This is a genomic window from [Clostridium] ultunense DSM 10521, from assembly GCF_000511955.1.
In the GTDB taxonomy this organism is placed as follows: Bacteria; Bacillota; Clostridia; order Tissierellales; family Tepidimicrobiaceae; genus Schnuerera; species Schnuerera ultunensis.
In genome coordinates this window covers 84,377-96,350 of record NZ_AZSU01000002.1, presented here as the reverse complement: position 1 = coordinate 96,350, position 11,974 = coordinate 84,377, and the positions used below count along the sequence as shown (strand labels likewise).

The 11,974-nt window shown below is 35.2% G+C and carries 10 protein-coding genes and 1 pseudogene; 5 read left to right on the top strand and 6 right to left on the bottom strand.

Going from position 1 to position 11,974, the window contains the following annotated elements; genetic code table 11:
* On the top strand, positions 1-424 hold a 424-nt coding region (locus tag CUL_RS18275; RefSeq protein ID WP_162147627.1), incomplete at its 5' end, for a transposase.
* Positions 425-580: 156 nt separating this feature from the next.
* Here the strand turns inward: CUL_RS18275 and CUL_RS16565 are convergent.
* Positions 581-2,413, bottom strand: coding sequence for a copper-translocating P-type ATPase (locus tag CUL_RS16565; RefSeq protein ID WP_456243147.1), 1,833 nt, complete (start codon positions 2,411-2,413; stop codon positions 581-583).
* A gap of 141 nt (positions 2,414-2,554) precedes the next feature.
* Positions 2,555-2,896, bottom strand: a pseudogene (locus CUL_RS20295) (copper ion binding protein); the annotation flags it as partial.
* 278 nt (positions 2,897-3,174) lie between these two features.
* Between CUL_RS20295 and CUL_RS0103275 the strand changes: the two are divergent.
* The 4 genes from CUL_RS0103275 to CUL_RS0103260 all read left to right on the top strand — a co-directional run bounded on the left by CUL_RS0103275 (position 3,175) and on the right by CUL_RS0103260 (position 7,401).
* Complete coding sequence (locus CUL_RS0103275) at positions 3,175-3,399, top strand: FeoA family protein (protein ID WP_005588420.1); 225 nt, start codon at positions 3,175-3,177, stop codon at positions 3,397-3,399.
* A 68-nt stretch (positions 3,400-3,467) separates the two neighbouring features.
* Positions 3,468-5,477, top strand: coding sequence for a ferrous iron transport protein B (gene feoB / locus CUL_RS0103270; RefSeq protein ID WP_025640484.1), 2,010 nt, complete (start codon positions 3,468-3,470; stop codon positions 5,475-5,477).
* A gap of 18 nt (positions 5,478-5,495) precedes the next feature.
* Positions 5,496-5,753, top strand: coding sequence for a FeoC-like transcriptional regulator (locus tag CUL_RS0103265; protein ID WP_005588421.1), 258 nt, complete (start codon positions 5,496-5,498; stop codon positions 5,751-5,753).
* A 193-nt stretch (positions 5,754-5,946) separates the two neighbouring features.
* Positions 5,947-7,401, top strand: a complete 1,455-nt coding sequence (locus CUL_RS0103260) for a nicotinate phosphoribosyltransferase (protein WP_025640483.1) — start codon at positions 5,947-5,949, stop codon at positions 7,399-7,401.
* Between the two features lie 169 nt (positions 7,402-7,570).
* Here CUL_RS0103260 and CUL_RS0103255 read toward each other — a convergent pair whose 3' ends face one another.
* Genes CUL_RS0103255 through CUL_RS0103240 form a run of 4 tightly spaced genes read right to left on the bottom strand, consistent with a single transcriptional unit; the run spans position 7,571 to position 11,970 of the window.
* Positions 7,571-8,410 carry a nucleoside phosphorylase gene (locus CUL_RS0103255; protein ID WP_005588423.1) on the bottom strand — a complete coding sequence of 280 codons (840 nt, stop codon included), beginning with the start codon at positions 8,408-8,410 and terminating at the stop codon, positions 7,571-7,573.
* A gap of 14 nt (positions 8,411-8,424) precedes the next feature.
* A complete protein-coding gene (locus CUL_RS0103250; protein WP_005588424.1) occupies positions 8,425-9,342 on the bottom strand; it encodes an ABC transporter permease in 918 nt (305 codons plus the stop codon).
* Positions 9,339-10,445, bottom strand: coding sequence for an ABC transporter permease (locus CUL_RS0103245; RefSeq protein WP_025640482.1), 1,107 nt, complete (start codon positions 10,443-10,445; stop codon positions 9,339-9,341). Before CUL_RS0103245 ends, CUL_RS0103250 begins: the two co-directional genes overlap by 4 nt.
* On the bottom strand, positions 10,438-11,970 hold the full coding sequence (locus tag CUL_RS0103240; protein ID WP_005588426.1) for an ABC transporter ATP-binding protein: 1,533 nt from the start codon (positions 11,968-11,970) through the stop codon (positions 10,438-10,440). The genes CUL_RS0103245 and CUL_RS0103240 overlap by 8 nt, the downstream gene beginning before the upstream one ends.
* Positions 11,971-11,974: the final 4 nt, after the last annotated feature.

Genomic DNA, 11,974 nt, shown 5'->3' with positions numbered 1-11,974 from the left:
AAAAGGCATTAATACTACTGAGTATCAATCTCTAAGATCCATACCAGGTATTGGCCCTGTATTAGCTAGTGGCATTTTAGCCGAAATTGGTTCTATTAGTGTATTTGATTCCCATAATGCTTTAGCTAAATATGCAGGTCTAACCTGGAGAGTTAATCAATCAGGGAATCACACCTCTGATAATACAAACATGACTAAAACCGGTAACAAGTATCTTAGATATTATTTAATTGAAGCTGCTAATAGTATTAAAAACAATTCACCTGAATACAAAGAATACTACAACAAAAAGTTCGGTGAGGTGACAACTCACCAGCATAAACGAGCACTCGCACTTACATCTCGTAAATTAGTACGCCTGATTTTTGGATTGCTGACTAAAAATCAAATCTACTCCAGCGATAAAGTTGGAGAGACACAATAAAATACTTCTAATTCCCGAACCTATTTTTTGATTGAAATCATAGGTTCTATTAAGATTACCCTTTTTTAATTGTTTCTTTTACTTTCTTTTAAAATTATCTCTTGACATATTACCAGATTGCTTAAATTTCATTAAGATTTTTCTGTTACCTTTCTATTATTTAAAATTTCTAAGCCTTAACGAGTTAGTTACTACAGATACGGAACTAAAGGCCATAGCTGCTCCTGCTATCATTGGATTTAAAAATCCTAAAGCTGCAAAGGGAATACCTATGGAATTATAGAAAAATGCCCAGAATAAATTTTGCTTAATAGTTCTCATAGTCCTATGGCTAAGCCTTATGGCTGTCACTATACCCATTAAGTCTCCCCTCATAAGAGTTATATCTGCTGCCTCCATAGCCACATCTGTCCCAGTTCCTATAGCAAATCCTACATCTGCAGCTGCCAAGGCTGGGGCATCATTAATTCCATCTCCTACCATACCCACATGCTTTCCTTTCCCTCTTATATCCTCTACTACTTCTGCTTTATTTTCAGGTAATACTTCGGCTAAAACATTGTCTATACCTACTCTTTTGGCTATGGCCTTTGCTGTTCTTTCATTATCTCCTGTTATCATATATACTTCTAATCCCATGTTCTTTAACTCTTCTATTGCTTTTTTAGAGTTTTCTTTAATCTGGTCTGCTACCGCAATTATTCCTGAAATATTCCCATCTATTCCAACTATCATAGCTGTTTTACCTTCTTCTTCTAACCTAGATAGTTCTCCTTCTACCCCTTCTATATCCATACCTGATTCTATCATTAATTTTCTATTGCCTATATAAATTTCCTTCCCTTCTAAAATTGCTTTTAGGCCCTTCCCTGGTATAGCCATAAAGGTTTCCGGTTGGATTATTTCTAGCAATTCTTCTTCACCTTTTTTCACAATGGCTTGGCCTAGAGGGTGTTCAGAACTTTTTTCTACTGTGGCAGCTATTCTTAAGAGTTCATCTCTGTCCATGGAATTATATGTTACTATATCTGTAACTTCTGGCTCTCCTTTGGTTATGGTACCCGTTTTATCGAATACTATGGTTTCCATCTTATGAGTTCTTTCTAAATGTTCCCCAGATTTGATAAGTATTCCATTCTCAGCACCTTTTCCGGTACCTACCATTATGGCCGTTGGTGTAGCTAAACCTAAGGCACAAGGACATGCAATTACCAAGACTGCCACTGCATTAATAAGTCCTGTATTAAAATTCCCTTGAATTAAATAAAAACCTAGAAAAGTTATAGCAGCTATGGCAACGACAATAGGTACAAAAATACCGGAGATTTTGTCCGCCAATCTTTGAACTGGGGCTTTAGACCCCTGGGCATCTTCTACTAATTTAATTATTTGGGATAGGACTGTGTCCTTTCCTATTTTTTTTGCTTCAAACTTAAAGGAACCAAATTTATTTATTGTTGCACCTATAACCTGATCCCCTATTACCTTGTCTACAGGAATACTCTCTCCAGTTATCATAGATTCGTCTATGGAAGAATGCCCTTCTATTATGATGCCATCTACTGGAATCCTCTCTCCCGGTCTTACTACTATAATATCTCCTATATTAACCTTCTCGATTGGAATATCCTTTTCTATACCGTCTTTAATGACTCGGGCAGTTTTTGGTTGTAATCCCATCAATTTTTTTATGGCCTCTGAAGTTTTCCCCTTGGCTACCGCCTCAAAGGTTTTTCCTAATAGTATTAATGTAATAATAACCGCTGACGCTTCAAAATAGTACTCATGTACTCCTACTATAACATTATATAAACTATAAAAATAGGCTGCAGAGGTTCCCATGGCTACTAACACGTCCATATTGGCTCCCCCACCTCTTAATGAATTGAAGGCTCCTTTATAAAATCTGTAGCCTATTATAAACTGGACGGGAGTTGCTAGTAGTAATTGGAAATATCCATTGGTCAGAATATTTTCCTTTCCTGCCATATGGAAAAACATAGCTGAAAATAGGGGTAAGCTGAGAATTGCCGATACGATGAAAGAGGTCTTAAGGGATTTTACCTCCCTTTCCCTCAATTCCTTTTCCCTATCCATATCCCTTTCCCTTTCCAGTTCCGCCTTGTAACCAGCCTTTTCAACTGTTTCAATTAGGATTTCATCTTCTACGGCTCCAGAAGGAAACTCTACAACTGCTTTATTAGTAGATAGGTTAACATTGGCTTTTACTACTCCTTCTAACTTGTTTAATACCTTTTCTACCCTAGAAGAACAAGCTGCACAGGTCATACCCTCTATTAATAAGGTTTTTTTAACTAAAGGTACTTCATAACCAGTCTTTTCTATTGTATTAATCAGTCTATCTATATCTATTTTATCACTATCGAATTCAATAGTAGCTTTTTGCGCCAATAGATTTACTGAAGATTTTATAACTCCTTCCTGCTTCCTAATAGCTTCTTCTACCCTAGAAGAACAGGATGCTCAAGTCATACCTAATACATCTATAGTTATTTTTTTATTCATCATATACCAACTCCTTATCTTAGGATGCTCCCCCTCCGGGGGGGGTGGTCTGCTTTTAGTATATACCAATTTTCCCTTTTTGTAAATACATTTTTTTAATTTTATTTTAGTTGTATTTTTTCCTAATTTAAATATATTACCCAAAACTATTGCATTTCTATCAATTTTGTATTATTATATTGATAGCGATTATCAATTACCTAAAAGTAGAAAGGAGAATAGGCATGTCAGGTAAACCTTTAGTCCGATTAAATCCTGGTGATGATGCCAAGGTGGAGAGAATAAATGCTGGATGGAATGCTACTAAAAGATTATATGAGATGGGTTTAAATACTGGGGCTAAGTTTAAAGTTGTAAAAAACGATAGGGGACCTATAATACTTTCTCTATCAGGAAATAAAATTGCTATAGGTCGAGGTTTAGCACAAAAAATAATGGTGAATGAGTAGAATTATATTCCTTTTTTACCTTTTGTTGATAATGACTTTCATTCTTGTTTAAGGAGGGAGATTTTAGATTGAATACTATAGCTTTAGTTGGTAATCCGAATAGTGGCAAAACTACATTGTTTAACGCCTTAACTGGATCTAATCAACATGTGGGAAATTGGCCTGGCGTTACCGTTGAAAAAAAAGAAGGCAATTTCAAATTTAATGAAAAAATATATAATGTGGTAGACTTACCTGGAACCTATAGTTTAGGCGCCTTTTCTGAAGATGAAATAGTAGCAAGGGATTTTATTTTAAGGGGAAATCCAGATATTGTCATTAACGTGGTAGATTCCACTAATATTGAAAGAAATCTATACTTAACTACCCAATTATTAGAGATGGGGGCTAAAGTAATTGTAGCATTGAATATGATAGATGAGGCAAAAGCTAGAAATATTGAGGTGGATATTGATACCCTTTCTAAAAAGTTGGGGGCTCCTGTTATTCCTACTATTGCTTCTAAGAAAAAAGGTATTGATGAGCTAATTAAAAAATCTGTGGAATTAATGGATGAGGAGACAGATTATAAAGCTCATATTAGCTATGGGGAAAATATAGATAGGGAAGTAGAAAGACTAAAAGGATTTTTAACTGACAAAAATTTAGAATATCCTCCCCAATGGATTGCTATAAAACTCCTAGAGGGAGATGAATATATTCACGAACTTATAAAAGAGAATGAAGATTTAAATTTCCCAGATGATTTCAAAAATGCTATCCATGAGTTTAACAAAAATAGGGAAGATTACGAATTGGAGATTATTGATAAAAGGTATGAGTTTATAAACAATATAACCAATGTTACTGTTAAATTACCTGATCAGGCTAAAGAAACCTTAACAGATAAGATCGATAAAATACTAACCCATAAATATTTTGGTCTGCCAATATTTGGTCTTATTATGTTTATAGTATTCCAATTAACCTTCGCTGTAGGGGAAGATTTATTTGGAGAGCTAACCGTTACCGGCATAGAATTTTTAGGAAAAATTATAGGGAATTTTCTTATTAAAATAAATGCTTCTGATTGGATTGTATCCTTTGTAACAGAGGGAGTTATAGGAGGAGTTGGAGCAGTTATAGAGTTTATACCTCTCATCATCATATTATATATGTTAATGGGATTGTTAGAGGATAGTGGTTATATGGCTAGAGCTGCCTATGTGATGGACAATATTATGAGGGCTTTAGGCCTTCAAGGGAAAACCTTCATATCTATGATAGTAGGTTTCGGTTGCAATGTACCTGGAATTATGGCTACTAGAACTCTAGAGGACAAAAAGGATAGGATGATTGCCACTTTAATAAATCCATTTATGTCCTGTGGAGCCAGGCTTCCAATTTATTTGATGTTTATTGCAGCCTTTTTCCCCAATAGAGGTGGACTAGTTCTATTTTCACTCTACTTTCTAGGCATATTGGTAGCATTGTTAACGGGTAAATTATTTAGTAAAACCTTATTCAAAGGTGAACCTTCTTATTTCATCATGGAACTTCCTCCTTATAGAAAGCCTACTATAAGGAATGTATTGAGGAATATGTGGGATAATGTATCTGAGTTTTTAAAGAGAGCTGGTACTACAATATTTATAGTAGTTACAATTCTTTGGATATTAGCCGTACTACCTAGAGGAGTTGAACCCTATAGTCAAGATAGTATATTGGGGAAAATAGGCATGTTTATAGCCCCCATATTTAAACCTGCAGGCTTTGGTACTTGGCAAGCTGCCGTTGGATTGTTTTCTGGAATAGCAGCTAAAGAAGCTGTGGTAGCTATTTTAGGTATGGTTTATGCTGGAGTTGAGGAAGGAGCAGAATTGGTTACTGCATTGCAAGGAGCTTTCACGCCTTTATCTGCTGCTGCTTTTATGATAATGACTTTATTATATACACCTTGTGCAGCTGCTTTAGCTACAATAAAGAAGGAAACCAATTCATATAAATGGCCAATTTTTACTGCCCTTTATACTTTTTTCATTGGATGGATAGGGGCTGTATTAGTATTCCAAATTGGTAAGCTTTTAGGTTTTAGCTAAAATTAAGGAGATGATGGTTTGTTAAAGGAAGTATTACAGGAAATCAATCATGCTAACTATATATCAAAAGCCAATATAGCATTAAAATTAAATAAAAGTGAAGCCCTAATAGAAGAAGCTTTTTCTCAATTGGCTAGGATGGGCTATATTAAGGAAGATGATATGAGTAGTTGTAATTCCCAATGTAACCGATGCGCCTTTGCCAGTTTATGTAATAAAATTCCTGTAAAAACTGTAATAATTACTGAAAAAGGAGAAAAACTATTGAATAGATAAACCCTTCAAAATTTAAAACCCAGAATTGCGGAAGGACTTAAAATTTAAATAGTCCTTCCGCCTATTTTTTTGTTAAACCTTTGTTAAACCATTAACTACCAATTTTCTTCGGCTCCTATGTTGAAATTTGTTTCTTTTAGGAATATAATTATTATAACATCTATTTTAACGATTAAAAAAAGGAGATATTATAATGACCAATATTGATTGGAAAGAAAAGAAAAACTTAACCATGTTAGCAGACTTCTATGAATTTACTATGGCTAACGGTTATTTCGAAAATGGCATGAAAGACAGGATTGCCTATTTCGACATGTTCTTTAGAGCAATCCCTGATGATGGTGGATTTGCCATAATGGCAGGGGTAGAGCAACTTATAGAATACTTAAAAAATCTTAGATTCTCAGAAGAAGATATTGAATATTTTAAATCTAAAGATATGTTTAGTGAGGAATTTTTAGATTATCTGAGAAATTTTAAGTTTGAATGTGATGTATGGGCTATACCTGAAGGAACTCCTATATTCCCAAAGGAACCCATAGTCATAGTAAGGGGTCCTATAATCCAAGCACAGATTATCGAAACAATGGTTTTACTTACCATTAACCACCAAAGCCTTATTGCTACCAAAGCTAATAGAATAGTTAGAGCCGCAGATGGTCGTCCAGTGATGGAATTTGGTTCTAGAAGAGCTCAGGGATATGAGGGTGCTATTTTAGGTGCGAGAGCTGCATATATATGTGGCGCTGTGGGCACTGCTTGCACCATTGTAGATAGAGATTTTAGTATTCCAGCCTTAGGTACTATGGCTCACAGTTGGATTCAAATGTTCCCTACTGAATTAGAGGCTTTTAAAGCCTATGCGAGAATCTATCCAGATAATTGTGTACTATTGGTAGATACCTATAATGTTTTAAAATCAGGTGTTCCTAATGCAATAAAAACCTTTGATGAAGAAATTGTTCCAAGAGGTTTTAGACCAAAAGGTATAAGGTTGGATAGTGGAGATATTGCCTATCTTTCTAAAGAAGCTAGAAAAATGTTAGATGAGGCCGGATATGAAGATTGCCCTATTGTAGCTTCTAGTAGTTTAGATGAATATGTAATAAGGGATTTATTAAATCAAGGTGCAAGAATAGATTCCTTTGGAGTGGGGGAAAGGTTGATTACTGCTAGATCTGAGCCAGTCTTCGGTGGTGTATATAAATTAACTGCTGTAGAAAGAAATGGAGAGATTGTACCTAAAATAAAGGTAAGTGAAAATGTAGGTAAAATTACTACTCCTGGATTTAAACAACTATATAGATTATTTGATAAAAAAACGGGAAAAGCTATTGCCGATGTGGTAACTTTACATGATGAAGTGATTGACGAAACTAAGCCCTATGAAATATTTCATCCTTTATTCACTTGGAAGAGGAAAACCTTAACAAACTTTTATGCTAAAAAATTATTAGTACAGTTGTTTGATAAAGGGAAGCCAGTATATAAAAACCCACCAATTAGTGAAATTAGAGATTATTGTCAAGAGCAAATAAACACCCTTTGGGATGAAGTCCGCAGGTTTGAAAATCCTCATGAATATTTTGTTGATTTATCTAAACCCCTATGGGATATTAAGGATAGATTGTTGAAGGAATACAAATGATAAATAGAAAAGAAATATTTTTAAACTTGCATAGGTAGTGTTTTTCAGTTTTAAAAAATATATTGCTAAAGTAAGACTTACTTTAGCAATATATTTTTTATATAAAATTGAGTTTAGGGGAATTTATATGAAGTATTATTTGGTCTATAACCTATTTGTGAAAAAATCACTATTTTAAAAGTGATGGGGAGAAATATTTCTTTCCGTTAGACTCCTTTTTCTTATCCCAGTTCCATAAAATCTGCATAGCCAAATTGGCTACCTCTATACTATGGTCTACGGTTTTGCCAGTATACTCAAATGAATTGTCTACACGGTTTGCTATAACAGTAAAAATAGCACCAGCACGCAAGTTATAAAGAGAGCTTATTGTTAGTACAGTTGCAGCTTCCATCTCAAAATTTAAAACACCTGCTGCCTGCATATCTGATAACAATGTTTGCATAAAACTTTGACTGTACCCTTTATATCCAGGACGACCTTGTCCACAAAAGAAAGAGGAAGCTGTATAGCCAATTCCTACATGGTAGGTATATCCTAGTTGTTCCGCTGCTTCAATTAACGCTAGAGTTACTTCATAATTTGCTATTGCTGGATAAGAATTAGTAACGTAGCCATCACTAGTTCCTTCCATTCTTACTGCACCAGTACAAATAATTAAATCTCCTGGTTTTATATATTTTTGAATTGTACCACATGTACCTACACGAATTAAAGTATTACATCCAATCTCTGCTAAATCCTCTAAAGCACTAGCTGTAGATCCTCCTCCAGCACCTGTTGAACAAGCGGAAATATCCATATCCCCAATTTTCCCGGTATATGTTACGTGTTCTCTATAATCTGCAACAAAATGTCCACTGTCCCAAGTATCCGCAATTTTCTTCACCCTTTTTGGGTCACCTGGAAGTAGAACATAAGGTGCTACATCTCCTTTTCCGCATGCTATATGGTACTGTTTACCAGATTTATCTGTAGGTCTTGATGCATTTCCCCATTCATTATTCATTATAATTTACCTCCTTAACTTTCAATATGTTTACCAACACCAGCTGGACCGCGTCCTCCACCTAGTCCAAAAGCAATTACTAAAAGTGTAAATACATATGGAGTCATCATGACTAGCTGTGATGGAAATACGTTTTGGAATACAGTTTGCAGTGCATCAAAAAATCCAAAGAAAATACTGCCTCCTAGTACACCTAAAGGATTATATCTTCCAAAAGCATTGATAACTACCGCTATATACCCTCTACCAGATGTCATCTGCTCAACAAATAAATTCATCTGTCCAAGTGATAGATAAGCTCCTGCAAATCCAGCAAGAGAACCACTCATTGCTACTCCAAAATATTTATAGGCTACAACATTCAGCCCAACTGTGCTAGCAGCATGTGGGTTTTCACCAACCATTCTCATCCTAAGCCCAGTTTTTGTTTTATATATAAATATCCAGCTTATTATTACCAATATTATAGCCAAGAAGAACAGTATGTTCTGTGCTCCCAATATTCTACCAATGACGGGAATATTATTTAACCATTCCCAATTTGGTTTTTTAAATGCTTCAACCATTGGTGACTTTCCACTCATACCAAATACTTCGTTTAACAATAGAGGTGTTGCTGCAGCTGCTAGCAAGTTAACACACATTCCACTAATTGATGCATTTACTCGGTAGGTTATATGCATAACAGCATGAAGCATGGAGAAAATTACACCAAATAGAATTCCAAACAAAAGGCCTAGCCAAGCATTTCCTGTTAACCATGAACCAAACACAGAAAAGAAGGAGCCTGCTAACATCATACCCTCTAGCCCTAAGTCACTAACACCTGCTCGCATAGAAAAGCATCCTCCTAATGCAGCTAATATCAAAGGTACTGAACTCCTTAATGTAGAAGATACAATAGAATAAATTAAATCAGCATTAAATGTCATGAATTCTCACCTCCATATGTTTTCTGGGCCTTACCGGATTTTACTCGTATTTTTTTAGTCCATTTCATTATAGTTTTGATTAAAGCTGGAGCAGCAACAAATATAAGGACAAGTACCTGAATAATATCAACTAATTCCACTGGTATATTAGTTGTACGGTTTAAAGTTATAGTTCCCGACTTTAAAACACCTATTAGAAAAGCGGAAAAAATAACACCTATTGGATTATATGCAGCTAAAGCTGCTATGGAAATACCTGCAAAACCATAGCCAGATGAAAATCCTTCAATAAATCTATAGTTAACACCTAATGCCATAGCTGCACCGCCTAGGCCAGCTATTGCTCCACTTAAAGCAAAGGTTATCAAATAAGTTTTAGACACATGGATTCCTGCCACATTTGCAGCATTTAAATTATATCCTGTTACCTTAATCTCGTAACCAAATACCGTTTTCTCAAGCACATATTGAAGTATGCAAGCTGCAAGTATTGCCACAAAAATTGCTGTTGTAAGTTGTGTTTGTGGTATTAGTTTAGTTAATTTTGCACTATCTGCAATCATTTCTGTCTGTCCCACCCCACTTCCAGGGGGTTTAAGAGGGCCATTAGCCAAATAGCTCGTAAATAAAATAATGATTTCATTTAACATAAGTGACATTATTATCTCATTAGCATTTAAATAAACTTTAGCTAATGCAACAATAAATGCAACTAGACCTCCTGCTAAAAATGCTGCTAAAAATCCTAAAAATATGTGAATCCCAGTGGGAAGATTAGTAATATAAGCACCAATTAGCGCTGCTGCCATAGCACCTGCATAAAGCTGACCTTCAGCACCTGTATTTATCATTTTTACTTTATATGCTAATGCAAATGCTAATCCAGTAAACATAAGTGGAGTTGCCTGACTCAAAGAAAGAGCAAATCCTTTTACAGTGCCAAGAGAAACACCAAAAATTGCTATATAGCTTTCTATGGGAGAATAACCACTTATACCGATAAGAAGCATACCTAATAGCAATGAAATAACCAATGCAACAAAGGAATTTGTAAAAGAATTCCTCATTCTAATTCGTTTAGCATTATCTACCTTATTAATCATGATGTTTCCCCTCCTCTACCATGTAATTTCCTCCTGTCATTAGAAGACCCATCTCTACTTCACTTAACTCGCCAGGCATGCTTTCTGACACAATTTGACCTTCGTAAAGTACTAAAATTCGATCACTTAATGCCATAACCTCATCTAAATCTGCAGATATCAATAAAATAGCTGCTCCCCTATTTCTTAATTCGATCAATTGCTCATGGATATATTCTGATGCACCAATATCTACTCCACGAGTTGGGTGTGCAACAATAATTGCTTTCGGTTCCCTGCTAAAAACCCTGGAAATAATAATTTTCTGTTGATTCCCACCTGAAAGGGAACTTACTGCAGAATGTATACTGGAGGCCTTAACTTGAAAATCATCCTTAAGTTTTTCTGCGTAATCAGAGATTTCTTTTTGCAAAAGTAAACCATTTTTTTTACAAAAATCAGATTCTCTATGATAACCTAAGATCATATTGTCCATAACAGACATTTCTTTAACTAATCCCATTAAAAGTCTATCTTCAGGCACATGTCCAATTCCTGCTTTTATGAAATCCGAACTTTTACCGGTTATTTCTTTGCCATTGAGCGTTAATTTCATAGATCTTGGTTTTCTAAGTCCAGTTAAAGCTTCTATGAGCTGAGTTTGACCGTTTCCTTCAACTCCTGCTATTCCTAAAATTTCTCCATGATGAATATCAAAAGTTACATCCTTTACCTTTTCCTTTCCATCTTCTTCTATTGATAAATTTGAAACCTTCAAACACGCATCCCCGATACTTTTAGATGGTCGACGGGCTTGTAGATTGACTTCACGTCCTACCATCATTTCAGAAAATTGTTTTGTGGATGCCTTGCTTGGATCCACATTATCAGCTATAAGATGACCATCCCTCAATACTACAACCCGATCTGCTATTTCCTTAGTTTCTTTCAACTTATGTGTAATAATGATTATACTCTTTCCATCATCTTTTAAACGTCTTAAAACTGCAAATAAATCGTCTACTTCATGAGGAGTTAAAACTGCTGTTGGCTCGTCCAAAATGATAACGTCTGCCTTCCTATAGAGTACTTTTAAAATTTCTACTCTTTGTTGTTCTCCTACAGATAATTTCTCCACTTTTACATCTGGATCAACGTTAAAGTGAAACTTGGAAATTAAATCTACTACTTCCTGTCTTGCTTTTTTCATATCTAAGAAAACATTACTACCTGGTTCACTTCCAGCAATAATATTTTCTACAACAGTAAATGCAGGTACCAGCATAAAATGCTGATGTACCATGCATATACCCTTTTCGATAGCGTCTACAGGACGCCTAAATCTTACAGGTTCTCCATTATAGAAAATTTTGCCTGAACTAGGAGCAGTCATACCATAAAGTATTTTCATCAAAGTGGTCTTACCAGCACCATTTTCTCCTAATAGGGAAACAATTTCCTGCTTGTTAAGTGTAAAATCTACTCCATCTAGTGCAACTGTTCCAGGATAGACTTTTGAAATTTTCTCCATCCTAATTATTTCCACTTTT

Bases quoted from the DNA above. Each gene is read 5' to 3' on its own strand.
- CUL_RS16565 (WP_456243147.1), bottom strand. From the start codon at position 2,413: ATGGCAGGAAAGGAAAATATTCTGACCAATGGATATTTCCAATTACTA.
- CUL_RS0103275 (WP_005588420.1), top strand. From the start codon at position 3,175: ATGTCAGGTAAACCTTTAGTCCGATTAAATCCTGGTGATGATGCCAAG.
- CUL_RS0103260 (WP_025640483.1), top strand. From the start codon at position 5,947: ATGACCAATATTGATTGGAAAGAAAAGAAAAACTTAACCATGTTAGCA.
- CUL_RS0103255 (WP_005588423.1), bottom strand. From the start codon at position 8,410: ATGAATAATGAATGGGGAAATGCATCAAGACCTACAGATAAATCTGGT.
- CUL_RS0103250 (WP_005588424.1), bottom strand. From the start codon at position 9,342: ATGACATTTAATGCTGATTTAATTTATTCTATTGTATCTTCTACATTA.
- CUL_RS0103245 (WP_025640482.1), bottom strand. From the start codon at position 10,445: ATGATTAATAAGGTAGATAATGCTAAACGAATTAGAATGAGGAATTCT.